This is a genomic window from Nocardioides sp. P5_E3 (assembly GCF_054049275.1).
Window position 1 is genome coordinate 34302 of sequence record NZ_JBFUMR010000020.1, and the last position, 26396, is coordinate 60697.

At 71.7% G+C, this 26396-nt stretch carries 28 protein-coding genes and 1 other RNA gene; 13 read left to right on the top strand and 16 right to left on the bottom strand.

The window, feature by feature from the left end:
• Window positions 1-22: 22 nt before the first annotated feature.
• From ACXJKB_RS13800 to ACXJKB_RS13810, 3 genes are all read right to left on the bottom strand, one after another.
• On the bottom strand, window positions 23-400 hold the full coding sequence (locus tag ACXJKB_RS13800; RefSeq protein WP_457189257.1) for a hypothetical protein: 378 nt from the start codon (window positions 398-400) through the stop codon (window positions 23-25).
• A 44-nt stretch (window positions 401-444) separates the two neighbouring features.
• On the bottom strand, window positions 445-831 hold the full coding sequence (locus tag ACXJKB_RS13805; RefSeq protein WP_457189258.1) for a hypothetical protein: 387 nt from the start codon (window positions 829-831) through the stop codon (window positions 445-447).
• A 113-nt stretch (window positions 832-944) separates the two neighbouring features.
• The gene (locus tag ACXJKB_RS13810) at window positions 945-2987 is read right to left on the bottom strand and encodes an NAD(+) synthase (RefSeq protein WP_457189260.1); all 2043 of its coding nucleotides are present in this window, start codon (window positions 2985-2987) and stop codon (window positions 945-947) included.
• 157 nt (window positions 2988-3144) lie between these two features.
• On the opposite strand from ACXJKB_RS13810, the gene ACXJKB_RS13815 reads away from it, so the two are divergent.
• The 4 genes from ACXJKB_RS13815 to ACXJKB_RS13830 all read left to right on the top strand — a co-directional run bounded on the left by ACXJKB_RS13815 (window position 3145) and on the right by ACXJKB_RS13830 (window position 7015).
• Window positions 3145-4059 carry an N-acetyltransferase family protein gene (locus ACXJKB_RS13815; RefSeq protein ID WP_457189262.1) on the top strand — a complete coding sequence of 305 codons (915 nt, stop codon included), beginning with the start codon at window positions 3145-3147 and terminating at the stop codon, window positions 4057-4059.
• Between the two features lie 10 nt (window positions 4060-4069).
• The gene (locus tag ACXJKB_RS13820; protein WP_457189264.1) at window positions 4070-5242 is read left to right on the top strand and encodes a PQQ-dependent sugar dehydrogenase; all 1173 of its coding nucleotides are present in this window, start codon (window positions 4070-4072) and stop codon (window positions 5240-5242) included.
• 99 nt (window positions 5243-5341) lie between these two features.
• Window positions 5342-6196 (top strand): 3-methyl-2-oxobutanoate hydroxymethyltransferase, encoded by an 855-nt coding sequence (gene panB / locus ACXJKB_RS13825; protein WP_457189266.1) that lies wholly within the window; start codon window positions 5342-5344, stop codon window positions 6194-6196.
• 102 nt (window positions 6197-6298) lie between these two features.
• Window positions 6299-7015, top strand: coding sequence for a hypothetical protein (locus ACXJKB_RS13830; protein ID WP_457189268.1), 717 nt, complete (start codon window positions 6299-6301; stop codon window positions 7013-7015).
• Here ACXJKB_RS13830 and ACXJKB_RS13835 read toward each other — a convergent pair whose 3' ends face one another.
• A complete protein-coding gene (locus tag ACXJKB_RS13835) occupies window positions 7016-7240 on the bottom strand; it encodes a hypothetical protein (protein WP_457189270.1) in 225 nt (74 codons plus the stop codon).
• A 229-nt stretch (window positions 7241-7469) separates the two neighbouring features.
• Between ACXJKB_RS13835 and map the strand changes: the two genes are divergently transcribed.
• Complete coding sequence (gene map, locus ACXJKB_RS13840; protein ID WP_191196150.1) at window positions 7470-8318, top strand: type I methionyl aminopeptidase; 849 nt, start codon at window positions 7470-7472, stop codon at window positions 8316-8318.
• A 13-nt stretch (window positions 8319-8331) separates the two neighbouring features.
• Window positions 8332-8707, top strand: an RNA gene (gene rnpB, locus ACXJKB_RS13845) — RNase P RNA component class A.
• Window positions 8708-9128: 421 nt separating this feature from the next.
• Here rnpB and ACXJKB_RS13850 read toward each other — a convergent pair.
• Window positions 9129-9380, bottom strand: coding sequence for a hypothetical protein (locus ACXJKB_RS13850; protein WP_457189272.1), 252 nt, complete (start codon window positions 9378-9380; stop codon window positions 9129-9131).
• A 730-nt stretch (window positions 9381-10110) separates the two neighbouring features.
• On the opposite strand from ACXJKB_RS13850, the gene ACXJKB_RS13855 reads away from it, so the two are divergent.
• The 3 genes from ACXJKB_RS13855 (at window position 10111) to ACXJKB_RS13865 (ending at window position 14005) form a co-directional block, all read left to right on the top strand.
• Complete coding sequence (locus ACXJKB_RS13855; RefSeq protein ID WP_457189274.1) at window positions 10111-10305, top strand: hypothetical protein; 195 nt, start codon at window positions 10111-10113, stop codon at window positions 10303-10305.
• Window positions 10306-11122: 817 nt separating this feature from the next.
• A complete protein-coding gene (locus ACXJKB_RS13860; protein ID WP_457189276.1) occupies window positions 11123-11830 on the top strand; it encodes a hypothetical protein in 708 nt (235 codons plus the stop codon).
• Window positions 11831-12283: 453 nt separating this feature from the next.
• Window positions 12284-14005, top strand: coding sequence for a SulP family inorganic anion transporter (locus ACXJKB_RS13865; RefSeq protein WP_457189278.1), 1722 nt, complete (start codon window positions 12284-12286; stop codon window positions 14003-14005).
• Between the two features lie 33 nt (window positions 14006-14038).
• Here the strand turns inward: ACXJKB_RS13865 and ACXJKB_RS13870 are convergent, their stop codons facing one another.
• Window positions 14039-14587, bottom strand: a complete 549-nt coding sequence (locus ACXJKB_RS13870; protein ID WP_457189280.1) for a hypothetical protein — start codon at window positions 14585-14587, stop codon at window positions 14039-14041.
• Window positions 14588-14726: 139 nt separating this feature from the next.
• Window positions 14727-15533, bottom strand: coding sequence for a hypothetical protein (locus ACXJKB_RS13875; RefSeq protein ID WP_457189282.1), 807 nt, complete (start codon window positions 15531-15533; stop codon window positions 14727-14729).
• A gap of 160 nt (window positions 15534-15693) precedes the next feature.
• Between ACXJKB_RS13875 and ACXJKB_RS13880 the strand changes: the two genes are divergently transcribed.
• Window positions 15694-15864: a hypothetical protein gene (locus ACXJKB_RS13880; protein ID WP_457189284.1), complete on the top strand. Its 171-nt coding sequence runs from the start codon at window positions 15694-15696 to the stop codon at window positions 15862-15864.
• A 3-nt stretch (window positions 15865-15867) separates the two neighbouring features.
• On the opposite strand, the gene ACXJKB_RS13885 is transcribed toward ACXJKB_RS13880, so the two are convergent.
• The 6 genes from ACXJKB_RS13885 to ACXJKB_RS13910 are packed head-to-tail and all read right to left on the bottom strand — an operon-like array spanning window position 15868 to window position 20565.
• Complete coding sequence (locus ACXJKB_RS13885; protein WP_457189286.1) at window positions 15868-16521, bottom strand: GTP cyclohydrolase II; 654 nt, start codon at window positions 16519-16521, stop codon at window positions 15868-15870.
• Entirely contained in the window at window positions 16518-17213 is a 696-nt protein-coding gene (locus tag ACXJKB_RS13890) for a RibD family protein (RefSeq protein ID WP_457189288.1), read from the bottom strand. The genes ACXJKB_RS13885 and ACXJKB_RS13890 overlap by 4 nt, the downstream gene beginning before the upstream one ends.
• On the bottom strand, window positions 17206-18132 hold the full coding sequence (locus ACXJKB_RS13895) for a lysylphosphatidylglycerol synthase transmembrane domain-containing protein (protein ID WP_457189290.1): 927 nt from the start codon (window positions 18130-18132) through the stop codon (window positions 17206-17208). The genes ACXJKB_RS13890 and ACXJKB_RS13895 overlap by 8 nt, the downstream gene beginning before the upstream one ends.
• Window positions 18129-19187, bottom strand: a complete 1059-nt coding sequence (locus ACXJKB_RS13900) for a glycosyltransferase family 4 protein (RefSeq protein WP_457189292.1) — start codon at window positions 19185-19187, stop codon at window positions 18129-18131. The genes ACXJKB_RS13895 and ACXJKB_RS13900 overlap by 4 nt, the downstream gene beginning before the upstream one ends.
• Complete coding sequence (locus ACXJKB_RS13905; RefSeq protein WP_457189294.1) at window positions 19184-19579, bottom strand: 6-pyruvoyl trahydropterin synthase family protein; 396 nt, start codon at window positions 19577-19579, stop codon at window positions 19184-19186. The genes ACXJKB_RS13900 and ACXJKB_RS13905 overlap by 4 nt, the downstream gene beginning before the upstream one ends.
• Complete coding sequence (locus ACXJKB_RS13910) at window positions 19567-20565, bottom strand: zinc-dependent alcohol dehydrogenase (protein ID WP_457189296.1); 999 nt, start codon at window positions 20563-20565, stop codon at window positions 19567-19569. The genes ACXJKB_RS13905 and ACXJKB_RS13910 overlap by 13 nt, the downstream gene beginning before the upstream one ends.
• Window positions 20566-20651: 86 nt before the next feature.
• Between ACXJKB_RS13910 and ACXJKB_RS13915 the strand changes: the two genes are divergently transcribed.
• Genes ACXJKB_RS13915 through ACXJKB_RS13925 form a run of 3 tightly spaced genes read left to right on the top strand, consistent with a single transcriptional unit; the run spans window position 20652 to window position 23627 of the window.
• Window positions 20652-22328: a CDP-alcohol phosphatidyltransferase family protein gene (locus tag ACXJKB_RS13915; RefSeq protein WP_457189298.1), complete on the top strand. Its 1677-nt coding sequence runs from the start codon at window positions 20652-20654 to the stop codon at window positions 22326-22328.
• Window positions 22329-22371: 43 nt separating this feature from the next.
• Window positions 22372-22890 (top strand): sigma-70 family RNA polymerase sigma factor, encoded by a 519-nt coding sequence (locus ACXJKB_RS13920; protein WP_457189299.1) that lies wholly within the window; start codon window positions 22372-22374, stop codon window positions 22888-22890.
• Window positions 22887-23627 (top strand): anti-sigma factor family protein, encoded by a 741-nt coding sequence (locus ACXJKB_RS13925; protein ID WP_457189301.1) that lies wholly within the window; start codon window positions 22887-22889, stop codon window positions 23625-23627. Before ACXJKB_RS13920 ends, ACXJKB_RS13925 begins: the two co-directional genes overlap by 4 nt.
• On the opposite strand, the gene ACXJKB_RS13930 is transcribed toward ACXJKB_RS13925, so the two are convergent.
• The 3 genes from ACXJKB_RS13930 to ACXJKB_RS13940 all read right to left on the bottom strand — a co-directional run bounded on the left by ACXJKB_RS13930 (window position 23610) and on the right by ACXJKB_RS13940 (window position 26320).
• On the bottom strand, window positions 23610-23975 hold the full coding sequence (locus tag ACXJKB_RS13930) for a hypothetical protein (RefSeq protein ID WP_457189303.1): 366 nt from the start codon (window positions 23973-23975) through the stop codon (window positions 23610-23612). The genes ACXJKB_RS13925 and ACXJKB_RS13930 overlap by 18 nt on opposite strands.
• Window positions 23976-23980: 5 nt before the next feature.
• Window positions 23981-24712 carry a CDP-alcohol phosphatidyltransferase family protein gene (locus ACXJKB_RS13935; protein ID WP_457189305.1) on the bottom strand — a complete coding sequence of 244 codons (732 nt, stop codon included), beginning with the start codon at window positions 24710-24712 and terminating at the stop codon, window positions 23981-23983.
• A gap of 156 nt (window positions 24713-24868) precedes the next feature.
• Window positions 24869-26320, bottom strand: coding sequence for an RNB domain-containing ribonuclease (locus ACXJKB_RS13940; RefSeq protein WP_457189307.1), 1452 nt, complete (start codon window positions 26318-26320; stop codon window positions 24869-24871).
• Between the last annotated feature and the right edge of the window lie 76 nt (window positions 26321-26396).

The following is a 26396-nucleotide window of genomic DNA, read 5'->3' on the forward strand; positions in this document are numbered from 1 at the left end:
GGCTCCTGCCGGTGGACGAGGCTCAGGCCACGGAGACCTTCACCGAGCAGGCGCCGCCTCCGGCCGGGGTCACCGTGAGCTTGAAGGTGTCCTTGCCCGGGGTGTTCTTGCGGAAGGTGTCGAGGTCCAGCTCGCCCTCGTCGTCGGCCTTGAGGGTGCGGGACACCGCGACCTTGCCGTTGTGGCGGACCGCGACGGTCCACTGGCTGAACGCGCGGGCGTTCTCGATGTCGGCGTCGACGTCGTAGCCGCCGCGCTCGCGGTCGACGTTGAGCTCGTACGTCGCCCCGGCGCAGGTGCCGCGCCGCTCGACGTCGGCGCTCGCGGGCCCGGCGACGAGCACCGTGGTGCCGGCCGCAGCGGTCGCGACGAGGGTGGTGGCGATGAGCGTCTTCTTCATGGGGTGTCTCCTCAGGTGGGGTGGATCAGGGTGTCTGGGGTGGGTCAGGAGCCGAGCGTGGCGGTGCAGGGCTCGCCGTCGGCGGGCGTGAAGGTGACGGCGTACGTCGCGTCGCCGGGGTTGCCGTCGCTGTAGGCGTCGACGTCGATCTCCCCGTCCTCGTCGGTGGAGCGGGTGCCGGTGAGCAGGGAGGTGTCGTCGCGCGCCAGCTCCACCTCCCACTCCTCGCCGGGTCCGGCCGACTGCAGCTCGGCACTCACCTCGGTGCCGCCGTCCTCGGCCTCGGCGCTCAGCTCCCAGGTCGCGCCACCGCAGGTGCCGCGCTCGGTGGTCTGGGCCTCGACGGCGTTGCCGACGGCCCACCAGGACCCGAGCCCGACCACGACCGCCGCCGCTGCGACGCCGCCGATGACTGCCTTCTTCTTCTGCACGGTTCCTCCTCGTCGTCCGACGCCGGGTGCGGCGTCGTGCAAGGAGGTTCGCGCGGGCGCGGCTAACTGCGCTCCAGCCGGTCGTTAAGGGCAGGCAAAGGCCTGAGCAGCGCTCAGGACGTCGGTACGTCCCGGTCGATCTCGGCCAGCCAGGCCGTCCCCTTCGCGTCGCTCGGCATCCGCCAGTCGCCGCGCGGGCTCATCGTGCCGCTGGGGCTGACCTTGGGGCCGTTGGGCAGCGCCGAGCGCTTGAACTGGTTGGCGAAGAACCGCTTGACGAAGACCACCAGCCAGGTGCGGACCTCCTCCAGCGAGTACGCCACCCGCGCGTCCTCCGGGAAGCCGGGCGGCCACTCGCCCGACTCGAGGTCCTTCCACGCGTGCCAGGCCAGGAACGCGATCTTGCGCGGCCGGAATCCGTGGCGCACGACCAGCGCGAGGGTGAAGTCCTGCAGGTTGTAGGGCCCGACCGTGTCCTGCGTCGCCTGCGGCTTCTTCCCCTCCTCGACGGGGATCAGCTCGGGGGTGATCTCCAGCTCGAGGATCTCCCCGAGCAGCTGGCCCACGGCCTCGTCGAACTCGCCGTGGCTGATCACCCAGCGGATCAGGTGCTGCACGAGCGTCTTCGGGACGCCGGCGTTGACCGTGTAGTGCGACATCTGGTCGCCCACGCCGTAGGTGCACCACCCGAGCGCGAGCTCGGAGAGGTCGCCGGTGCCGACGACGATGCCGCCGCGCTGGTTGGCGAGCCGGAACAGGTAGTCGTAGCGCAGGCCGGCCTGGACGTTCTCGAAGGTGACGTCGTAGACCTTCTCGCCGCGGCCGTAAGGGTGGCCGAGGTCCTTGAGCATCTGCTCGGCCGCGGGCCGGATGTCGAGCTCCTCGAAGGTCACGCCGAGCGCCTGCGAGAGCCGGGTGGCGTAGGACTTGGTGGTCTCCCCCGTCGCGAAGCCGGGCATCGTGAAGGCGAGCACGTCGCTGCGCGGGCGGCCGAGCCGGTCCATCGCCTTGCAGGCGACGATGAGCGCATGGGTCGAGTCGAGGCCGCCGCTCACGCCGATCACGGCCTTGGGCGAGCCGATGGCGTTGAGCCGCTGCTCGAGCCCGGTGACCTGGATGTTGTAGGCCTCGTAGCAGTCGAGGGCGAGCCGCTCGGCGTCGTCGGGCACGAACGGGTAGCGGTCGACCTTGCGCAGCAGACCGATGTCGCCGGTCGGCGGCTCGAGCTCCCACTCGACGGTGCGGAACCGGTTGACCCGCTCGTGGTGGGTGCGACGGTTGTCGTCGAAGGTCACCTGACGCATCCGCTCCTGGCGGACCAGGTCGAGGTCGACGTCGACGACCGTGCGGCGCGGCCCGTCGGGGAACCGCTCGCTCTCGCCGAGCAGCGAGCCGCACTCGTAGACCATCGTCTGGCCGTCCCAGCTCAGGTCGGTCGTCGACTCGCCCTGCCCGGCCGCGGCATAGACGTACGCCGCCGAGCAGCGCGCGCTCGCACTGCGGACCAGCAGCCGCCGGTCCTCCGCGCGGGCGATCGTGATCGGTGAGCCACTGAGGTTGGCGAGCACCGTCGCGCCGGCCAGCGCGGCCTCCGCGCTCGGTGGCACGGGCACCCACATGTCCTCGCACACCTCGACGTGCAGGTCGAGGCCGGGGACGTCGAGGCACCGGAAGATCAGGTCGGGGCCGAACCGGACGTCCTGCCCGGCGACGGTGATCCACTCCAGCTCGCGGTCGTCGCCCGGTGCGAACCAGCGCCGCTCGTAGAACTCGCGGTAGTTGGGCAGGTAGGACTTCGGGGCGACGCCGAGGATCGAGCCGCGGTGGACGACGACGGCCGCGTTGAAGACCCGGTTGCCGTGCACGACCGGCGCGCCGATCACGAGCATGGTCATCAGGTCGGCGCTCGCCGCCACGATCTCGGCGAGCGCCTCCTCGACCGTCGCCAGCAGCGTGTCCTGCAGGAACAGGTCGTCGACCGAGTAGCCGGTCAGGCACAGCTCGGGGTAGACCGCGACGGCGACCGAGTCGTCGTGGCAGGCTCGCGCCTGCTCGATCACGACAGCTGCGTTGGCGACGGGATCGGCGAGGTGCACCGGCAGGGTCACTGCCGCGATGCGGGCGAAGCCCTGGGCGTAGGCCGAGTAGAAGTCCACGCCGCCACTCTAGGGATCCTGCTCCTCGGCCCGGGGGTAGTCCACCGGGAAACGGTCGCCCAGCGCAGGTAGTCCAGTGGCAAGTGGCTGTCTGGGCGCCCGGATGAGAGCCACAACTCACTGGACTACTACGAGCCCAGCGGGACAGGCTCCCCCCATGGCCCTCGACATCAGCCCGTGCGTCACCGATGACGACTACGACGAGTGGCGGCGCGTGCGGATCGCGGTGATCCCCTACGAGCGCACCCAGTCGCTCGCCGAGCTGCGGGAGGGTGACAAGCCCGAGCGACTCATGCTCCTGGCCCGCATCGACGGGGAGGTCGTCGGGCACGGACTGGCCCAGCCCTCCGACACGAGCGGCGGCGGCTCGGTGGTCCCGCGGGTGCTGGAGGCCCATCGCCGGCGGGGCGTCGGCACGGCCCTTCTCGAGCGCCTCGCCGCGCACGTCGTCGACCTCGGCGTGGCGACGCTGCGTGCCGGTGCCGACGACGAGGGCTCGGTGGCCTTCGCCCGTCGGTTCGGCTTCGAGGAGGTGAACCGCGAGGTCGAGCAGACCTTCCACCTACACGGCCACCTCCACGGCCCGGTCGAGGTCACGCCGAGGCCCGAGGGCGTCGAGGTCGTCACGGCGCAGGATCGTCCCGGGCTGTGGGAGGCGGCGTACGAGCGCTTCGGCCTCGAGGTACTCGCCGACTTCGCCGTCGACACCCCGCTCGACGTCAGCCCCGAGCGGTGGGCGCGCGACTGGCTGGTCGACCCGATGTTCCTCGCCCTCCACGGCGGCGAGGTCGTCGGGTGTGCCGGGCTCGGTCGCGACGCCGACCAGCCGATCCGCGCGGAGAACGGCCTCACCGCCGTACGCCGCGACTGGCGCGGCCGCGGCCTCGCGGTCCACCTCAAGCTGATCACCCTCGCCTGGGCCGCCGAGCACGGCATCGACGAGGTCTACACCTGGACCCAGGACGGCAACGCCGCCATGCGCGCCCTCAACACCCGGCTCGGCTACGAGACCACCCGCGTGGGGATCCAGCTCGCTCGGCAGACCTTTACCTCGTGGCCGCCGTCGCCGTAGCGTCGCCCGCGTGCGCCACAGCCTCCGCACCACCCGCCTGCCCCTGTCCCTCGCCACGGTCCTCGCGACCGGCGCCCTCGCCGGCGGTGTGCTGACGGGGCCACCGCCGTCGGTCGCAGCCGCTGACGTCACAGGCCACCAGGAGGCGCGCGCCCCGCAGCTGCAGGTGCGCACGGCCGCGCGTGGCCTCCAGAACCCGTGGGACGTCCAGCAGGCCACGGGCGGCCGGCTCGTCGTCTCCGAGCGCGACCGCGCCCGCCTCAGCGTCGTACGCAAGGGCAAGCGGCGCACGCTCGCCGACCTGTCGAAGCTGGTGTGGGTCTCCGGCGAGACCGGGCTCATGTCGCTCGCGGTCGACCCCGGCGCGCGGACGCTGTGGGCGTGCCACGGCAGCGCGAAGGGCGGCAACCACGTGCAGGTCAGCCGCTGGCGCGTCGACAAGAAGTGGACACGCCTCAGCGGCCGCCGGACGCTCCTCACCGGCCTCCCCTCGACCTCGGGCCGCCACGGCGGCTGCCGGCTGCTCCTCGACCGCGACAGCGACGCCCTCTTCGTCGGCACCGGCGACGCCGCCGTGGGGACGAACCCGCGCAACCTCGACTCGCTCGGCGGCAAGGTGCTGCGCGTGCACCGCGGCACCGGCGCACCGATGGCCGGCAACCCGTACGCCGACGCAAGCGGCGCGCGGCGCTTCGTGTGGACCTACGGCCACCGCAACGTGCAGGGCCTCGCCCAGCGTGACGACGGCTCGGTCTGGTCGGTCGAGCACGGCAGCTACCGCGACGACGAGGTCAACCTGCTCGTCGCCGGCGGCGACTACGGCTGGAACCCCGTCCCGGGCTACGACGAGTCGGTCCCGATGACGGACCAGTCGCTGCCGGGCGACCAGCAGGAGGCGGCGTGGTCCTCCGGCGAACCGACGATCGCGACCTCGGGCGCTGCCTGGGTCCGGGGATCGCAGTGGGGCACGCTCGAGGGCACTCTCGCCGTCGCCGCGCTGAAGGGCTCCGAGGTCCTGTTCCTGCGCTTCGACGCGGCCGGCAACCTCACCTCGGTCACCCGCCCGCCCCGGCTGCAGCGTTTCGGCCGGCTTCGGTCCATCACGTCGGCTCGCGACGGCGACCTGCTCGTCACCACCGACAACGGCGTGAGCGACCGCGTCCTCCGGGTGTCACCGCGCTGAGCGTGACCGTCACCACAGCGCCGTACCCACGGGTCGGCACTAGCCTGACAAGTGGTCCGTGGACTCCATCAGGGAGCCGCGAGATGACGAGGAGTGACCATGCCTGAAGAGACCGCCCCCTACGGTTCCGGCCCGGCTGCATCGCAGCAGTCCGCCCCCGCCAAGCGGGTCCGCACCCATCACCTCCGGGAGATGAAGGAGCGCGGCGAGAAGATCACGATGCTGACGGCGTACGACATGTACACCGCCGCGACCTTCGACGAGGCGGGCATCGACCTGCTCCTGGTCGGCGACTCCGCGAGCAACAACGTCTTCGGCAACGAGACCTCCCTCCCGGTCACGGTCGACGAGCTCCTCCCCCTCACCCGCGCGGTGGCTCGCTCGGTGAAGCGCGCGATGGTCGTCGGCGACCTGCCGTTCGGCAGCTACCAGGCCTCGCCCGAGCAGGGCTACCTCACCGCGGTCCGCTTCATGAAGGAGGCCGGGGCACACTGCGTGAAGCTCGAGGGCGGCGCCGAGATGGCGCCCGTCATCGAGAAGTGCACGCAGGGCGGCATCCCCGTCATGGCCCACATCGGCTTCACCCCGCAGTCCGAGCACACCCTGGGCGGCTACCGCGTCCAGGGCCGCGGTGACGCGAGCGACCGCGTGATCGCCGACGCCCGCGCCGTGCAGGAGGCGGGCGCGTTCGCCGTCGTCATGGAGATGGTCCCCGGCGACGTCGCGGAGCAGATCAGCAAGGAGCTGACCATCCCGACGATCGGCATCGGCGCCGGCGCCGGCTGCGACGGGCAGGTCCTCGTCTGGCAGGACGCCTTCGGCCTGCGCACCGGCCGGATGGCGCGCTTCGTCAAGCAGTACGCCGACGTGCACGGCGTGCTGCTCGAGGCGGCGAAGGCGTACGCCGACGACGTCCGTGGCGGCACCTTCCCGGGCGCCGACCACACGTTCTGACGCCTCGCGCACGGCGGGCGTCGGCACCCACACCTACGGGCCGGTGACAACGTCCGCTCCGCGCGGCAGGATCAGGCATCCCGACGACGCGAGGAGACCTCCGTGAGCGAGACCCCGGCAGAGAAGACGGCAGCCACCCCGTCCACCGCGAAGAAGACCACGGCGAAGACGTCGACCGCCAAGAAGTCGACTGCCAGGAAGTCTCCGGCGAAGAAGACGACGTCGTCCGCCACGGGCGCCGCGAAGAAGGCCCCCGCGAAGAAGGCCCCCGCGAAGAAGGCCCCCGCGAAGAAGTCGACGGCCACGAAGTCCACGGCCACGAGGTCGACGAGCACCGCCGCGAAGAAGGCCGGCGCCACGAAGAAGACCGCGACCAGGGCCACGACCAAGACCGCTGCCAAGAGCACCGCCACCAAGGCGACGAGCAAGAAGGCACCGGCCCGGAAGTCGACGGCGAAGAAGGCCCCCACGAAGAAGGCGACGGTCGCCACGTCGACGGCGAGCGCGACGGCGCGGACCACCGGGTCCGACAAGCCCGTGGCGGCCGCGGCGCGGCGGTCGCACGCCGAGCGCGCCGCCGACGTCGGCGCCCAGGCGATGTCGACGGCGGCGATGGTCCAGAAGGTCGCGCAGGACACCGCGGAGCGGGTGGCGGCCGAGACCGCCGCGCGCGTGAGCAAGCAGTACGAGGCGGCGATCGCCGAGCTCACCAAGACCCTCGACAAGAACACCAAGCGGGAGCTGAAGAGCGTCCGTGCCGCTGCCGACGTCGCTCAGGCGGCCAACCCCGTCAAGGGCAAGAAGAACAAGAAGAAGTGATCAGTTGTCCGGCGTGCCGTCGGTGACGCCGTCGCCGGAGCCGGCGCCGTCGTCGTTCCACTTCGGGTCGTTGTCCCACTCCTCGTTGCGCTCCTCGACCTTCTCGAGGGCGCGCGAGGCCTCCGCCGCCGTGGCGTAGGGGCCGAGGCGGTCGCTGTTCTTGCAGCCGTCCCTGCCCTCCACCGCGTGGTGCGTCAGGCAGAACCAGTATTCGTTCTCGCTCATGTCACGACACTAGCCGGGCGCGACGCAGTCGCGCACGGCGTGTGGCGGGAGGTCGAGTAGCCCCGCGACCGAGGAACGAGGTCGCGAAAGGGCATATCGAGACCTGTGAAATGCACTAGCCGGGCGCGACGCAGTCGCGCACGGCGTGTGGCGGGAGGTCGAGTAGCCCCGCGACCGAGGAACGAGGTCGCGAGAGGGCATATCGAGACCTGTGAAATACACTCGCGGCGTGCCTGTCGTATCCCCCGCAGAGGTATCTGCTCGTCGTGCCGTGCCCGCCCACATCGCCCGCCCGGAGTACGTCGACCGGCCGGCGCCGCAGCGGTTCACCGGCGAGGAGGTCAAGGACGCCGAGACGATCGAGCGCATGCGGGTCGCCAGCCGCCTCGCCGCCCAGGCCCGCGACCTCGTCGGCTCCCACGTCGTACCCGGTGTCACCACCGACGAGCTCGACCGCATCGGTCACGAGTTCCTCTGCGACCACGGCGCCTACCCCTCGACGCTCGGCTACCGCGGCTTCCCGAAGTCGCTGTGCTCGAGCGTCAACGAGGTGATCTGCCACGGCATCCCCGACGCCCGCGTCGTCGAGGACGGCGACATCGTCAACATCGACATCACCGCGTTCATCGGCGGCGTGCACGGCGACACCAACGCGACCTTCCTCGCCGGCGACGTCGACGAGGAGACGCGGCTGCTCGTGGAGCGCACGAAGGAGGCCCTCGACCGGGCGATCAAGGCGGTCAAGCCCGGCCGCCGGGTGAACATCATCGGCCGGGTGATCGAGGCGTACGCCAAGCGCTTCGGCTACGGCGTGGTCCGCGACTTCACCGGCCACGGCATCGGCACCTCGTTCCACTCCGGCCTGATCATCCCCCACTACGACGACGAGCGCTTCGACGACGAGATCCGGGTCGGGATGACGTTCACCATCGAGCCGATGCTCAACCTCGGTACGCCCGACTACGACATGTGGGACGACGGCTGGACCGTCGTCACCAAGGACCTCCGTCGCTCCGCGCAGTTCGAGCACACCCTGCTCGTCACCGAGGATGGCGCCGAGGTGCTGACGCACCCCTAGACTCCTCCCCGAGTGGGTCGGCCGGGCGGCCGCGGCTCGCCGCTCCTGGTTCGTCCTGGCGTGGTGGGTCGAGGAAGGTCCGGGCTCCACAGGGCAGGGTGGTGGCCAACAGCCACCCGGGGCAACCCGCGGGATCAGTGCCACAGAGAACAGACCGCCGGTCCTCGGACCGGTAAGGGTGAAACGGTGGTGCAAGAGACCACCAGTGCGCCGGGCGACCGGCGCAGCTAGGCAAACCCCACCCGGAGCAAGATCAGACAGGATGCGTTCGAGGGCGGCCCGCCCGAGCATCCGGGTAGATCGCACCAGGCGGCCGGCAACGGTCGTCGCAGATGGATGGTCGCCCCCGCATTGCGGGACAGAACCCGGCCTACAGGCCGACCCACTCCTCGTAAGCCTCTGACCTGCACCGGAGGCATCAGCCGCGCCACCAGTCCGCAGCAAGTCCGCGGGAGCGCCGAGCACGAGGTCGACAGCCTCGCGCGTGCGGTAGTCCGAGTCGGGCCACAGGGGTGAGTACGTGTCCAGGGTCTCCGCGGCCGAGGCGTGCCCGAGCCTTGCCTGCACCGACTTGACGCTCTCTCCGTGCCGGCAACAGCCCTACCGTGTCCGCCGATCTGGTGCTGTGCCACCAGGTCTCCCACCTGTACGACGCGGCGGGCTCGATGATCCACACCGTCACCTCGGGCGCCCAAAACCCCTCGGTGTCCCTAGAGCACTACCCGCGCTGGCACTCGAACGCGTGGGCCTGATCACAGCGGGTGAATGTGGTTGCGCACCCCGACGGGAGGAGAACGGCTGCTGCAGGTGTCAGAGAATTTCGGCTCGAGCGGCTGATAGCAGCGCGGCTCTTGCGGTCTGGTACTCGCCAAGCGCCTGGCGGTACTCGTCGCTCATGTAGCGGGTGCCTCGCATGACAACTTCCCGGAACTCGGCGAGCTTTGCGCGGACCACTCGAGCCGCTTCGAGCGCAACCTCACCCGCAAACAACTCCAGCTCATAGAGGTCTCGAGACACTTCGCTGTCCACGCGGGACAGGACTGCGGCCTTGTCGTCCGTCAAGGGGGTGGGGCAGCCAGTCGAGGCGCGACCCATCAGGTGCGCGGCCGTGTGCGCGGCTCGTACAAACTCTCGGTACGCCGCACCGCGCTGGGCGCGGAGGGAGTCCTCGGCGCTGTCTCTACGTGTCGCTCGGTACCGCCGCTGCTCAGCCCAGTAAGAGAGGCCGGCGCCCACAAGTAGCGAGAGGACGGGGAGTAATGCGTTCCACCACATGGGCGGGATATTGGCAGGCTCCAGCCCTTCGCCTTCTCGTACCCCCGGGGGCGGAGGTTCTGGTCTCACTGCTAGGCCGGTGACAGCGTCCCCTGATCCACCCACATGTCCACGATGGCCTAACCATCGGGCTCGAGGGCCGCTACGGCGATACGAGCGCTGTTGCGGCACTCAATGCTCTTCCAGCCCAGCCCAGCCCAGCCGCAGCGCCGACTGACGCACCGGGTGGCGGCGGGTCGCGCCTATTGCGTCACTGACCGACATTGCGGGCGGCCTGTCTACCAGCAGGCGATACTTGGCAAGCCTGATTCCTGCGAACACCAGTTGGTGCGCCAATCCGCGCTAGCACTCGACCCATTCGCCAGCGGGGGACGGCAACCGCGTCATAGCGTTTCCGAGCACGCAATCGAGAAGCGGGGATGACATGACTCAAACGGCTCAGATGGCTGGCCACTGCGACACGTCAGGCGCCAGGCGCCTTACGGGGAGTATCGCCACGCTCCGGACCATCTTGGTGATGCTGATCGCGCTCGGCGCACTCGTGGGCGGACTGATGAGCGGCACTGCGATCGGCTTCGGAATTCTCGTCGTTTACGGCGCCGTCTCGGCCTTGGCCGCTTACGTCATCTTTGGATGGCTCGAGCAAACTCTCGAGCTTCTCATCGGCATTGCCTTCAACACGGCAGAGGGCGCGAAGCTGATCGAGGAGTGACGGGGGACAGCATCCCCAGCTGACCCACATCTTTACAATGCCCCAGCCCAGCTCCTCAGCGGCCACTGCGATACGACCGTCGTAGTGCCCCCCGACGTTGCGCCACTCGAGCAGCAACGCGGCTTGGCGGCCGTTTGGGCCGTCGTACCAGCAGTGACGCACGGGCGGAGGCGACGGCTCCGGCTCCGGCTCTCGCAGGACGTCCGCCCAGTCCGCGGGCTTTTTGCCGTGTGCGTCTGCGGTGCCGTGTGCAGCCTGCCGAGCGAGTGTTGGATACCYGCTCGGCGAGTGTCTCCCGCTCTCCCGGAGTCATGCYGGCAGCCATGCGACAAAGGCTACGTCGCTGCACTGACGGACTAGCCTTCCGCTATGTCCGAGTGGATCACCGTGCGTGAGGCCGCGGGAATTCTTGGCGTGCAAATGTCAGCCGTCCCTAGAATGGTTTCGCCGCGGCGATCTCACGCCGCGCGAGGAGCGTCCCCGACTCCATCGGACCCAGGTCGAGAGCTTGAGGGATCGTCGTGCGATGCCGCGTGCTCCGCGCCCACGGGGACCGCAGCCGCCCGATGTAGAGCACGAATGGCTCCCAGCGCCGACCGCTGCTGCCATCGTGGACCGCTCGGTAGTCGCCCTGAATGCACGCGCTCGCCGCGGCCGTATCCCATCCACTGCTCGAGGAGCGCGACCGCGAATGGTGGGCAGAAGGCGACGATTCAGAGAGCGCCTAGCCGCGACCTCGCTGGAAGCGGAGACATGCCAGCCAGACACCACCTAACCTCACGCTCGACACAACTTCGTCTCGGCAGTGGGGGATCACATGTTCAAGCGACTCAGCGTGCCATTGGCCGCCCTTTCCCTAGCGGCCGTCGTTGTCGCGAGCGCCGGGACGGGGGCGGTTGCACAGCGACTCATCGGCACGAAGGACGTCGCGGACAACTCGCTGACGGGCAAGGACATCAAGAACAGCACCCTTACCTCAAAGGACGTGAAGGACGGCTCTTTGACAGCCGCCGACATCAGCGGTGGGCTGCCGACCGGTCCCGCTGGTGCCTCCGGCCCGGCTGGGCCGCAGGGCGCCAAGGGGGACGCCGGCGCGACCGGCTCACAAGGCCCCAAGGGTGACGTGGGACCGGCAGGCGGGGGTCCCGATGAGGTGCTGCGTTGGGATGTTGCCTTCACTAGCGACGGCACAGGGTCCAGGGGTCAGACCGTGATCGCCACCTCCACAGAGGTCATTCCGCGGTTGACTGAGATCAAGCCCTTGGACCTCAAGATCGACGGTGATTTCAGCAGCTGCAAGTACATGGGCGTGTCGCTTCAGCGCGGGGATCAGTATCTTGGCGGAGCCGACGGAAGCCTGAACTACATCTCTACGGATGAACGAGTCTCCCTAGAAACAGGGCCGCTCACGGTCAGCGCGTATTGCGAGAGCGACACCACTTATCTTCCGATTCCGTCGTTTACCGCGAGCATGACATTCCAGCTCACCCGTCTTGACGCACTGGTGACGCGCCAATTCGACTGACGGCGTCGTAGCAGCTTGAAGGGCGGTGCCCCCTAGCGGCTAATCCCGTTCTCGTTTGACCAACGGCCAGTCCGCGGGCAGTCCTCAAGAGAGTCATAAACAGCCAACAGCCACCAACGGTCATTGAGACGTTTTCGCAGGTCAGCGGCACGCAGTCACCGCCAACCAGCGTTCTTCCGCAGGCGAGGCCCGTTCCCGGCCTACAGGCCGACCCACTCCTCACACCGCTACGTCGTCGTTGACGTGCGGGTGCTGGAGGCCGCACGGCGCCAGCCGTGCCCGGCGAAGGACCTGGTGCCGCGGCACCTGGGCTGGTCGGTCGAGGAAGTCACCCGGTTCAGGGGGTGCGACCGGCTTCCGGGGGTGGTGTCCTCGGGTGACGAGCGGGCCCGTGCCGGGCGGGGAGGCCGACCGAGAGGAGCGGCAGTGGCGGCGCAACCAACCTCTCGTGTCGTGACCCTCTCACGCACGATGCCGGGGCTGGCGATGCTGCGGTCCTACCGGCCGGCCCTGTTCGGCAAGGACCTGGTCGCCGGTCTCGTGCTCACCACGCTGCTGGTCCCGCAGGGGATGGCGTACGCCGAGCTGGCTGGCCTGCCCGCCATCACCGGTCTGTACACGACCATCCTCGCGTTGCTCGGCTATGCGCTGTTCGGCCCGTCCCGGGTGCTCGTCCTCGGCCCGGACTCGTCGCTCGGCCCGATGATCGCTGCGGTCGTCGTTCCGCTGGTCGCAGCTGAGGGAGACGCGGAGGCCGCCGTCGCCTACGCCTCCGTGCTCGCCCTCATGGTCGGTGCGATCACCGTGCTCTCCGGCGTGTTCAACCTCGGCTTCATCGCCGACCTCCTGTCGAAGCCGACCCAGATCGGGTACATGAACGGCCTCGCGCTCACGATCCTCGTGAGCCAACTCCCCAAGCTGTTCGGGTTCTCCGTCGATGCGGACGGCCTGATCGGTGAGACGGTCGCGTTCGCCGAGGCGGTCGGTGACGGAGAGACCGTCGGAGCCTCGCTGGCCGTCGGGACAGCATGCCTGGTCCTGATCGTGGGACTTCAGCGCCTGTGGCCGATCTTCCCGGCCGTGCTCGCCGCCGTCGTCCTCGCGATCGCTGCCGTTGCGGTGTTCGATCTCGCGGACCGAGGTGTCGACCTGATCGGGGAGCTCCCGTCGGGTTTCCCACCACTCACGTTTCCGACGGTGCCGATCGGCGACCTGGGCCTTCTGTTCGCCGGCGCGCTCGGCATCTCACTGGTCTCACTCACCGACACCATCTCGAACGCATCCGTGTTCGCCGACAAGACCGGGGAGGAGATCGACGGGAACCGCGAGATGATCGGCGTCGGCGCGGCCAGCATCGCCGCGGGGTGCTTCCAGGGGTTCCCCGTCAGCGCCAGCGGATCGCGGACCGCGGTCGCATTCCAGAGCGGCTCGCGAACCCAGGTCACCGGCCTGGTCGGAGCTGCAGCAGTCGTCACCCTGCTCGTCGCCGCGCCCGGATTGCTCCGCAACCTTCCGCAGCCGGCGCTCGCAGCAGTCGTCATCGCCGCATCCCTGTCCCTCGCCGACATCGCGGGACTGCGTCGGCTTCGGCGCCAACGCCGCTCCGACTTCATCCTCGCCCTCGTCGCCTTCCTCAGCGTCGCCCTCCTGGGGGTGTTGTACGGCATCGCCGCCGCCGTCGGCCTGTCGATCCTCAACGTGTTCCGCCGGCTCTGGTGGCCCCACCAGGCCCTCCTCGGCCGATCGGGTGGCGTCCGCGGCTACCACGACACCGCCTACCGCGAGACCTCCCAGCACCTGCCCGGTCTCGCGATCTACCGCTTCGACGCACCGCTGCTGTTCGCGAACGCACGCACGTTCCGCAACCAGGTGCGCCGTCTCGCGGCCATCGAGCCCCGGCCTGTGTGGGTCATCATCGCGGCGGAACCGATCACCGACGTCGACACCACCGCAGCAGACATGCTCGCCGACCTCGACACCGACCTCGAACAGGCCGGTACGCGGCTGGTCTTCGCCGAGCTCAAGGACGCCGTGCAGGCCAAGGTCGGGAGCTACGGACTCGCAGCCCTCAGCGACGACCGCTTCTACCCGACCATCCGGACCGCGGTCGAGGCGTACGCGGCCGCGCACGCGGTCTCCTGGGTGCCGGGCCCCAGCCCCTACCGCTTGGACTGACCGGCCTGCCCGGCCGGTGCCTGCGCAGGACACTTAGCCGACGTGCACTGCTGCGGGTCCGGCCGGCACGTCGTAGCGATGGAGCACGACGCCGCCGTCGAGCTTCCTCAGGACGTGGTGCGCCAGCCGTGCGGTCGTGGGCGCCACGGACAGGTTCTGGCACGCGTACAGCCGACTGGACCAGCCGTCGGGACGCTGGTGGCGGACGCGCACCTCGAGCACCTCTGATGCCCGCCAGTCCTGCGCCGGTCTGCCACTGGACGGGGCGACCAGCTCGAGCGCGTCCCACTGCCCCATCCACAGCCTCATCTGCAGGTCGAGGGCGGCGCAGAGCAGATCCGGGTGCTCCTCCACGACCAGCATCCGGTGGTGCACCCGGTACCGGTACGGCTGGCGCTGGTCGCGGACGACGCCGGCGCGAGTGGCGGCGGTGTCGAGATCGAGCGCGCAGGCACTGGGATCGGTCAGCCGGGAGGCACACATGCGTGCGGCGCTGGACCAGTCACCGGACGCGACATCCGCCAAGGCGTCCAGGGCGGGCGCGAGAAGTCGTGCTCCGGGATGCATGATGGCGATCGCCACGTGAACCCCTCCTCACCGGTCCCCAGCCGCGCGACGCGCGCCAGCGGGTCTGGGAGCCAGCCTGGGGCGTTCCTGCCCGGGTCAGGACGGATGGCCGCGCTTATCCCGTGAACCGGGGACGTGACGCGGCACGGACGGCTCAGAAGCCCATGTCGAAGCCGCCGCCGTCGAACCCGCCGTCGAACCCGCCGCCGTCGCCACCACCGTCGAAGCCACCGCCGTCGCCCCCGTCGCCGCCGCCGTCACCGCCGTTATCACCACCGTCACCCCCGCCGTCGTAGCCGCCACCGAGGTCGCCGAACATCATGCCGCCCATGAACATCCAGGTCATCGGGCCGAAGGCGCCGAAGTAGCCCATCGCGTAGGGCTCGTAGGCGCGGCCGCCCTGCCAGTACGGGACTCGCTGTGGTCCGACCATCACCTTGCGCACGTCGGGCTCGGCGCCGGCGCGGACGCGCTCGACGTCCAGGGCGCAGGCGGGCACGTCCCGCTCGACGCCGTCCGGTGGGACGTAGGGGACGTCGTCCACCGAGGGGCCGTGACGAGGATCGAAGAAGCAGGGCGGCCGACGGGTCGGCAGCGGCTCGCCCGTGACGCGGGCGCGCACACACGCGACGGCGTAGCGACCGTCCTCGACGATCCCCGTGACGTGCCGGATGTCCTCGGGTCCGGTGATCGCATCACCGGCCGTCTTGGCGGCCTCGTAGGCGTCGAGCGCGCGCTGGTAGTCGGCCGTGGCACCGGCGTCGAGCTCGTGCCCGGTCATCTCCAGGTCGAGCTGCTGCAGGTCCTCACCGAACGCGGTGATGTCCTCGAAGGCCAGCTTCCTCACCGGAGCGAGCTCGTCCTCCCGCCGGGTCAGCTCACGCTCCTTGTTGCGGCGCGACGCACCGACAGCGACCGCTCCGAGCACCGCGAGGACGACCAGGATCAGGATGAGGTCCATGTCGAGAGCCTACGTCCGGGCGGTGAAGCCACACCCGTCGTGGGACGCGGGGGCATGCCGCCCACGGTCATCCCGATGCTGAAGGGCCTGCCTGAAACCTCCGCCTGATCTGCGGTACCCGTGCGGTGCACGAGGTCGGGATCCCGCCCACAGTGAGGGGATGAGCAACCGGCCCTCCACCACCCGCGGCCAGGCCGCCGACGCGGCCGCCACGCTCGCCGTCCTGGTGGTCGGAGCATCGGTGCTGGCGATGACGGCCCCGCTGGTGTCGGCGTTCGCGGTCGCGCTGACCGCCGTGCTCTACATCCCGATGCGCCGTCGCGCCGTGTAGCTGTCAGAGCCCCGGCAGCTGGAGCACGTGGCCACCGGCGGCCTTGGTGGCGAGGTAGCCGTGGTTGACCGGGCTCAGGTGCAGGCCGGTGCGCACCCGGCGCTCGACCCGCAGGCCGGCCGCCTCGAGCTGGGCGGCCTTGTCGGGGTTGTTCGAGAGCAGGTCGAGCCGGTCGACGTCGAGGGCCTCGAGCATCTGCACCGCGACGGTGTAGTCGCGCGCGTCGTCGGCGAAGCCGAGCGCCCGGTTGGCCTCGTAGGTGTCGAGCCCGCGGTCCTGGAGGGCGTAGGCGTCGATCTTGTTGTAGAGCCCGATGTCGCGTCCCTCCTGGCGCAGGTAGAGCAGGTAGCCGCCGGCGTGGCTGACGCGGCGGATCGCCTCCTCCAGCTGGGGCCCGCAGTCGCAGCGCGCGCTGCCGAGCACGTCGCCGGTGAGGCACTCGCTGTGCAGCCGCACGAGGGGTACGCCGACGGGGCGGGCGTCGTCGTACGCACGGCTCCCCAGCCCGATGGCCACGTGCTCCCGACCGTCGACCAAGCCGTGGAAGGTGGTCAGCCGGGCGGGCACCGTGGTGCCGTCGGCCAGCCGCAACGGCAGGTCCACTGCGCGGCGCACGGACGCGACCGGCACGGGGCCCAGGACGGGTTCAACACTCATCCGGTCTCCTCGAAGCGCGGCGAGAGGGCGTAGCGCAGCAGCACCACGTCGCCGATCTGCTGGGTCTCCGCGAGCCGCGCGCGGTGGCCGGGGTTCCAGGGGAAGGCGCCGTCGCCGACGAAGCGCCGTGCCTGCGAGCTGCCGACGAAGAACGGGGCGACGACCAGGTGCAGCTCGTCGGCGGCCGCGGCGGTGAGGAACTGGGTGTGCACCCGTCCCCCGCCCTCGACCATCAGCCGTCGCACGCCGCGGTCGTGGAGGTCCGCGCTGAGCCGGTCCACCTCGACGTCCGGCCCGCCGTCGACGACGGTCGCCACGTGCGCCAGCCGGCTGCGGGCCGTGCGCAAGGACGGGGTGGCGCAGTAGACGATCTTCTCGCTGTCGCCCGTCGCGAAGAAGTTGCTGTCGGCGTCGAGCCGGGCGCGCCTGGTCATCGTCACCTTCGTCGGCGACTCGGCCATCCCCCGAGCGCGTCGCCGCTCGCGCAGGACGGGGTCGCGCACCAGCAGCCGCGGGTTGTCGTCGCGCACGGTGCCGGCGCCGACGAGGATCGCGTCGCACTCCGACCGCACCCGGTCCACCCGGCAGAGGTCGGCGTCGTTGGACAGCACCAGCCGCTCGCGGGTGGCGCCGCCGAGGTAGCCGTCGAGCGAGATGCTGCAGCTGAGGATCGTGTACGGGCGCTCAGGCACGGACCCTCCCCCCTGTCGTCGCGGGCGCGGTCGCCGGCCTGCCGGACGCCAGCACCACGACGATGCCGGGCAGGTTCGCGACGAGCACCATCGCGCCGTACGCCACCGCCGTCGCCACCCCCGTCGCGGCGCCCAGCCCCGCGACGGCGAACGCCCACGCCGCCATCCCCTCCCGCGGACCCCAGCCCGCCAGGTTGAGGGGCAGACCAGCGGCGACCAGCACGACGAGCACCAGCGGGAGCAGCGTCGAGACGGGAGCCTGCACGCCGACGGCGCGAGCAGCGACGACGTACGTCGCCACGTAGCCCGCGAGCGCCACCAGCGAGGCGACGAGGACCCCTGGCCAGGCCCGGCGCACGAGCAGCGCGAGGCGTACGTCGTCGCGGGCCGTGCGGGCCAGCCGGCTCCACCAGCCGTCGCCCCGCGCCGACCGGACCGCCAGCCCCGCAACGGCGGCGACCATCACGAGCCCGGCCAGCACCCAGGGAAGGGCGGGGCGCACGGGCGACGGCAGCAGCCCCACGACGAGCACCGCGACGACGGCCTGGACGGCCTGTCCCGCGACCCGCTCCCAGCCGACGGCCCGCAGCGCTCGCCCGGTCTCCCCTGTCGAGCGACCGTGCACGACCCCGCGGTGAACGTCGCCCAGGACCCCGCCGGGCAGGACCGTGTTGAGCAGCTGCGCGCGGTAGCAGGCCGCCACGGCGGCGGGCAGCGCGATCTCCACGCCGAGCTCGCGCGCCACGAGGTGCCAGCGCCACGCGCAGGCGACCGTGGTGACCGCCGCGATCGCCAGGCCGAGCAGGAGCACGGACACGTCGAGCGACCGCAGTCCCTCGACGACCGAGTCGCTGCCGACCTGCCAGACGACCACCCCGAGGATCGCCGCACCCGCCAGCCGGCTCCACGACCTCCTCACGCCGCCACCCCCTGCAGGACCTCGGCCACGCGAGCGGCCGTGATCGACCAACCCGTCACGTGGCAGCGTCGTTCGAGGGCCCGCGCCCGGAGCTCCTCGCGCAGACCCCGGTCGGTCAGCCACCAGCGCAGCGCCGCGGTCAGGGCGCCCGGATCCCCCGGGCGGACCAGGATCCCCGGCACCCCACGTCCCGGGACCTCCCCCAGCGACTCACGCACCCCGCCGACGTCGGTCGCGACGACCGGCAGGCCGCGCGCCAGCGCCTCGGCCACCACCATGCCGTAGGTCTCCGCGCGACTCGGCAGGACCAGCAGGTCCGCACCGGCGTACGCCGCCTCGAGCGCGTCGCCGCTCAGCGCGCCCGTCAGCACGAACCGGCCGGCGAGCCCCCTCTCGGCGCTCGTCTTGAGCACCAGGTCCGCGAAGTCCAGGTCGACGGAGTCGGCGCCCGCGCAGGTGCAGTGCCATGACAGGTCGTGCAGGTCGCAGAGGGCCGCCAGCAGCTGGTCCTGTCCCTTGACCGGGCTGATCGTCCCGACGCAGAGGAGGTTGGTCCCCGTGGGCGTGCCCGTGGAGAGGACTGCCGGGTCGACGCCGGGGTGCGCCACGTGCACGTCGGACGGCGCGACGTCGTACTCCTGCACCAGCCAGTCCCGGCACCACGCGCTCGTCGTGACCACCGACGCCGCGGCCGCGACCACCTGCCGCTCGGCGATCCGGGCCAGCACGTCGTCGACACCGACCGGCAGGTGGACCAGCAGCACGACCCGCAGCCGCGCACCCGCCGGCACCAGCACCTCCGGGAGCCGGGACGCGAGCAGCCCGTCGACGAGCACGACCGACCCGTCCGGGATCCCGTCGAGGGCCTGCTGCAGGCCGCTCCGCCCGACATCCGCCGTCCACGGCCACCCGCCGTCGACCTCGCCGACCTCGACCTGCTGGCCGAGGTCCCGCAGGGTGGCGCAGACCCGTCGGTCGTAGGTGTTGCCGCCGCTCGGCCGCCGCGGGTCGTCGACGCCCCGTGGCACCAGGACGTGCAGGACACCCGCGGTCACAGCGACCTCTCGTAGCTCGCCGACGCCACGTGGGACTCGTGCAGCGTCACGGCCAGTGCGTCGACGTGGTCGGCGGGACCCAGGTCGCCCGCGGCGATCCGGTCGGCCAGCTGGTCGGCGACGTGGCGGGCCAGCACCTCGGTGGTGGTGTTGGTTCCGGCGAAGACCGGCTCCTCGTCGAGGTTGCGGTAGGACAGCGTCCCGACGACCTCCGCGAGCGCTGCGGCTGCCCGGCCGATGTCGACGAGGATGCCGTCGGCGTCGAGGCCCTCGCCACGGAAGGTCGCGTCCACGACGAACGTCGCTCCGTGCAGCGCCTGCGCCGGCCCGAACACCTCGCCGCGGAAGCTGTGCGCCACCATCATGTGGTCGCGGACGGTCACGCCGAACACGGGACCTCCTCCGCACCTGCCGGGTAGGTGACCGAGTGGCACAGTGCCGGCAGCTCGCGCGAGACGAGTCGCGGCATCACCTCGGGAAGCTCCTCGAAGGGCGACTCGCCGGTCAGCAGGCAGTCGAACGCGTCGTCGCGGAGCAGCTCGAGTGCCAGTGCGAGCCGCTGCGCCGTCGTGCGAGTGTCACGTCGGGCGGGCGCCACCCGGCCCACCTGGCTGGCCCGCAGGGCGAGCCGCCCGGAGTGGAAGCTGCCCCCGAGCGACACGGTCGTCGGCTCGTCGCCGTACCAGCTGAGCTCGAGCACCGTCCCCTCGCCCGCGAGCAGGTCCAGGCTGCGCTGCAGCCCCGCCGACGTCGCGCTGGTGTGCACGACGAGGTCGCGCCCGGGCGGCGCGTCGTCGGGCAGCGCGAAGTCCACGCCGAGCGCGTCGGCCACCGCGGCGCGGGACGCATCGACGTCGACCAGGGTCACCGAGGTGCCGGGCACGCGGGACGCCAGCCGCGCCACGCTGCACCCGAGGACGCCGGCGCCCACCACGGCGATCCGGTCGCCGAGCAGGGGCGGCGCGTCCCACAGCGCGTTGACCGCCGTCTCGACGATCCCGGCCAGCACCGCGCGCGCCACGGGCACGCCCTCGGGCACCGGCACGACCGCCTCGGCCGGGACGACGTACGCCGTCTGGTGCGGGTGGAGGCAGAAGACGTCGCGACCGAGCAGGTCGGCCGGGCCCCCCTCGACCCGACCGACGTTGAGGTAGCCGTACTTCACCGGCCCGGGGAAGTCGCCGTCCTGGAACGGCGCCCGCATCGCGTCGTGCTGGCTCGCCGGCACCCGGCCACCGAAGACGAGGCTCTCGGTCCCGCGGCTCACCGCGGAGCGCAGCGTGCGGACGACCACGTCGTCCGGTCGCGGGGTGGGCAGCGCGACGTCACGGATCTCGCCCGCGCCCGGCTCGCGGAGCCAGAAGGCCCGTGCCCGCATCCGCTCCTCCTCGCCCGGTGAACCGCGACGGCGCTGGTCCCGTATCCCTCGACGACGTGCTCGTACCCGGAGTGAACGGAGCAGACGTGCCCACGGTTCAACGGTGGCGTGGACTCGCCGCGACGGGCCTCACCCTGCTCGCGCTGGGGCTCGTGCTGGTGGTCCTCACGGCTCCCGACCGGCTCGACGAGATGTCGCCCAGCGCGTTCCTGCGGCTCCCGGTCGAGCTGGTCGTCCTCGTCGCGCTGGTGCTCGCGCTCCCCGACCGCGCCCGGCGCGTGCGCGGCGTCGTCGTGGCGACGGCCGGCCTGCTGCTCGGCGTGCTCGCGGTGTTCAAGGTTCTCGACCTCGCCTTCAGCGAGGCGCTCAACCGCCCGTTCGACCCGATGATCGACTGGCGCTACGCCAGCGACCTCGTCGGGACCGTCCGCGGCTCGGCCCCGGGAGTGCTCGGGGTGGTCCTGCTGGTGGTCGCCGGGCTCGTGCTGCTCGCCGCACTCCTCGTCGTGCCGCTCGCGCTGCGGCGGGTCTGCCGGTCCGCGGTCCGGCACCGACCGGTCGCGGTGCGCGCGGTCGCGGTGCTCCTGCCGGTCTGGCTGGCGCTCAGCCTGCTCGGCATCCGCGCCGACACCGTCCCGGTCGCCTCCGACGCCGCGGCGTCGTACGCCCTCGCGCAGGTGACCCGGGTGCCGTCCCAGCTGCGCGACCGGCGCGAGTTCGCCCGCGCGGCGGCAGACGACCCCGCCCGGGACACCCCGGCCGCAGACCTGCTCACCGGGCTGCGCGGCAAGGACGTGCTGGTGGTCTTCGTCGAGAGCTACGGCCGGGTCGCGATCGATGACCCGGGCCTCTCCTCCGACGTGGTGGCCACGCTCGACGAGGGCACCCGCCGCCTCGGGCGCGCCGGCTACCGCGCGCGCAGCGCCTGGCTCACCTCCCCCACCTTCGGCGCCATCAGCTGGCTCGCGCACTCGACGCTCCAGTCCGGGCTCTGGGTCGACAGCCAGCAGCGCTACGACCACCTCGTCACGACCGACCGCGAGACCCTGTCCAGCCTGTTCGGCCGGGCCGGCTGGCGGACGGTCGCCTCGGTCCCGGCCAACGACCGCGACTGGCCGCAGGGTGCGTTCTACGGCTTCGACCACGTCTACGACTCGCGCAACGTCGGCTACCGCGGGCCGCGCTTCGGCTACCCGACGATGCCCGACCAGTTCACCCTCGAGGCGCTCCAGCAGGCCGAGCTCGCGCCGCGCGACCGGCGGCCGGTGATGGCCGAGATCGACCTGATCAGCAGCCACGCGCCGTGGTCGCGGACCCCCGACCTGCTGCCGCAGGAGTCCGTCGGCGACGGGAGCGTCTACGCCGGGATGCCCGAGACGCTGCCCTCCGAGGCCGACATCTGGCCCGACGCGGGGCGGGTGCGCGCGGCGTACGCCCACTCGATCGTCTACTCCCTCCAGTCGGTCGTCTCGTTCCTCTCGACGTACGCCGACGACGACCTGGTGGTGGTCCTGCTCGGGGACCACCAGCCGGCGACCATCGTGTCCGGTGGCTCCGGCGGCGACCCCGGCCACGACGTGCCGGTCACGGTCATCGCGAAGGACCCGGGGGTCGTCGAGGCCCTCGCGCCGTGGGGCTGGGACCCCGGGATGCGGCCCTCGGACCACGCGCCGGTGTGGCGGATGGACGCCTTCCGTGACGAGCTCCTCCGCGCCTACGGCCCCGAGGGCCACACTGGGACGGCTCGGGCGGTCACGCGTTGAACCATCCGGACGACGCCGCCGTCCTCCCGAGGAGGAGGGTGGGATGCCGAAGGACGAGGTCGCGCTGATGCAGCGGGTGCACGACGAGCACGCCGAGGTGCTCTGGCGCTTCTGCCTGCGCCTCGTCGGCAACGACCGCGGCCGCGCCGAGGACGTCACCCAGGAGACACTGCTGCGGGCCTGGCGCCACGGCACGATCCTCCACAGCCCTCCGGCAGCCGTCCGCTCCTGGCTCTTCACCGTGGCCCGCAACATCGTCATCGACGACTGGCGCAGCCGGAAGGCCCGGCCCGAGACCCCCGTCGGGGAGGTCCCCGAGCAGCGCCGCTCGACCGAGGACGACGCCGACGACCAGCTCCTCCTGTCGTGGGTCGTCGCGGAGGCGCTCACCCACCTGTCCGAGGACCACCGCACCGTGCTGCTGGAGTGCTACTACCGCGGCCGTCCGGTCGCCGAGGTCGCCCGCCGCCTCGGCGTCCCGCCCGGCACCGTGAAGTCCCGCACCCACTACGCGCTGCGGGCGCTCAAGCTCGCGCTCGAGGAGATGGGGGTCTCGGCATGAGCACCCCGACGAGCTGCCCCCACGCGCACGACGACGCGGCGTACGTGCTCGGTGCCCTCAGTCCCGCGGAGCGTCTCGACTTCGAGCGCCACCTCGACACCTGCGACGAGTGCTCGCGCTCGGTCCGCTCCTTCGCCGGGATGCCCGGGCTGCTCGACCTCGTCGACCCCGCCGTCCTCGAGGACCCGCCTGCCGACCCGCCCCTCCCGGCGACCCTGCTGCCCTCGGTGACCCGCGCGGTCGAGGTCCGCAGCCGCCGGCGCGTCCTCGTCGTCGCCGGGCTCGCAGCCGCAGCAGCCGCCGTGGTGGCGCTCGCCGTGCCTGCGGTCCTGGAGCGCGCCGACACGCCGGTCTCCGGGCCGGGCACCAGCACGTCCTCGCCGCAGTCGCCCGGGTCGCCCGACGGCGGCAAACCGGTCGAGACGCACGAGATGGCCCCGCTGGGCCACGTCCCCGTCGAGGCCAGCCTCGGCCTCGAGCGCGTCGCCTGGGGCACCCGGATGCTGCTGACCTGCACCTACGACAAGGACGCCGTGGAGGTGGACCTGCCCGAGCAGGTCGACTACCTGTTGTTCGTCACCGCCTCCGACGGCCGGTCCGAGCAGGTCGGGAGCTGGACCTCGTTGAGCGGCGCCACCATGGAGGTCCCGGCCTCCACGTCCGTCCCGCGTGACGACATCGCCAGCGTCGAGGTGCGGACCACGAGCGGGCGGGTGGTCCTACGACTGGACGCGTGAGGCGAGCGGGTTGTCGGCGGCGAGCAGCCGCGCTCCCGCGACGATCGCGACGACCTCGGCGGCGGCCGCGACCCACACCGCCCACCCGGTCCAGTTGGCGGTGACGCCGAACAGGCCGACCGTCGTGGCGAGCACGAAGGCCAGCAGCGTGCTCGCCCCGAACCCGAGGGCGAGGAACGCCGGCACCCAGTGCCGCCACACCAGCAGCAGGACCGCGATCACGGCACCGGCGATCGCGTTGAGCATGAACGACGGTCCGAGGAAGTCGTCGTCCCGGGCGAAGTCGAGCCAGAGGTAGAGGTGCACCGCCGCCGAGACGAGCACCGATAACGCTGCGATGACGCGCATGCCACTCACCTGCCGTGTTCGAGGACCTTTGCAGGGAGTACGTCCGCGGCACCCGCCCGGTTCAGTCGACGCCGCCACAGCCACACCACGTCCCAGCCGAACGACTCCGCGAGCAGCAGCGCCGCGACCACCAGCACGCCGTACGTCGTCGCTGCGGGCGCGAGGCCGGACGCCGCGAGCGTCAGGGCGATGCCGACGTAGGCCGCCACCACCTTGCGCCAGTAGCGCGGCGGCAACGTCCGCTGCATCCACGGCAGCAGTCGCGCCGCGACGGCGTACGCGTAACGGATCACGCCCAGCCCGAGCACCCACGCACCGTGCTCCCGAGCGACCAGCACGCTGAGCACGAGGATCAGGAACGCGTCGGCCTCGCCGTCGAGGCGCGCGCCGTACGCCGACGCGGACCCGGCGCGACGCGCGACGCGGCCGTCGACGAGGTCCAGCAGCAGCGCGACGACCGTGAGCGGGACCAGGACGCCGACGACGTCAGCCCCGGTGAAGGCCTCCGCCACCAGCGCGGCGATCCCGCACGCCAGCGTCGCCCGGGTCAGCGTGACCAGGTCCGCCGGCCCGAGGGCCGCGACCCCGTCGGCGGTCGCCCGGCGGCCGGCCGCGACCGCCAGCACGACGGCGCAGGCCAGACCGACGACCCACGCAGGGGGTCCGACGTCGAGCACGTCGAGCAGGGCGACCACGCCCACGAGGCACACGGCCAGGCCGCGTCGCACTCCGACCACGGGACACCTCCTCCCCCGGGCGTACGTCGCCGGCCTCCGCCCGGTTCACCTACCCGGCGCGTCGGACGACCAGAAGTCGTCCGGCTCGCCGGTTCCAGGCGTGGCCCGCCTCGGGCGTACGACGTTGTGGTCGTCCGACGCGCCGCCGTACGTCGTTCAGACCAGCCGGAACTCCACGGTCCGCGTCGTCGGGTCGGCCGCCGCCAGCTCGACGGTGATCTCCTCGCCGAGGGGGAGGTCGGAGGTGCTGGTCACCGGCGCCTCGATGGCGGGGTCCTGGATGGTGATGTCGCCCTTCTGCTTGCTCTTCTCGTCGAGGTCGACGACGACGGCGGTGAAGCGCTCACCCACCCGGTCGTGGAGCAGCTCGGCCTCGCAGAGGTTGACGACGGCGTTCTCGTAGCGGTTGGCCCGGCGCCCGGACTCGGTCATGGTCTCGGGCAGCCCGCCCATCGCCTCGATGACCCACGACGGGACCTCGGTGCCGGCGCACAGGGCGACGCAGACCTCGCCGGCGTAGCGGTCGGCGAGCCGACGCAGCGGGGCGGTGACGTGGGCGTACTCCGAGGCGAGCGCGGAGTGCTGGGCCTGCTCAGGGAGCTCGCCGCTGAAGGCGACGTAGCCAGCGCCGCGCAGCAGACGGGTGCACGCCACGACCATCGCAGCGTGGGTCGGCTTCGACGGGTCGAGCGTACGGATGAAGTCGGGGTAGAGCTGCTCGGCGGGCCACGAGATGCCGAGGGCGCGCGCGGTGCGGTGGAGGCGCTGGACGTCACGGGGGTCCGCCGGCGGCAGGGTGCGGAGGATGCCGACGCGGGCGTAGACCATCAGCGAGGCAGCGGCCATCCCGGTGAGGAGGGAGATCTGCGCGTTCCACGTCTCGACCGGCGTCAGCCGCCGGAACTCCAGCTCCCAGTGCTCTTCGCCGGTCTCGTCGAGCTCCTGCTCGGGCAGCGGCAGCGAGACACCGCCGCGGGCGGCCTCGCGGGCGAGGCGCAGCTCGCCGACCTCCTTGAGCAGGCCGATGAGCTCGTCGGCCTTCCCGGCGTCGAGGTCTGCCTGCACCCCCTCGTACGACAGCTTGGCGCGCGAGCGGACCAGCGCCCGCTCGACCTCGACGTCGGTGCCCTCACCGGTCTCGTCGACCTTGATCGTCCACAGCAGCGCCGGACGCACCTCGTCGGGGAGCAGCGAGGCGGCGCCCTCGCTCAGCACGGTCGGGTGCAGCGGGATCTTGGAGTCGGCGCCGTAGAGCGTCTCGCCCCGGCGGTTGGCCTCGACGTCGACGGGGTCACCCGCCGCGACGAACGCCGCGACGTCGGCGATCGCGTAGTGCACGACGTAGCCGTCCCCCGACCGCTCGATGTGCATCGCCTGGTCGAGGTCGCGGGCCGACTCGGGGTCGATCGTGACGAACGGGATGTCGGTGCGGTCGAGCCCCGGCAGCCGKGGCGACGCGGCCGCCTCCGCGGCCGCCCGTTCGACGGCCTGGGGGAAGGTCGGCGTGACGTCGAGCTCCGCCTGGATCGCGGCGATGCCGTCGCGCATCTCCTGTGCCGTCACGCTGTCCCCGCTGGAGCGGACCTTCACCACACGGTTGCTGGGCATGTCACGACCCTAGTCGGGAGCGACGGAGTCGCGCACCACGCCGGGGGCGGGAGGTCGAGTGTCCCCGCGAGCGAGG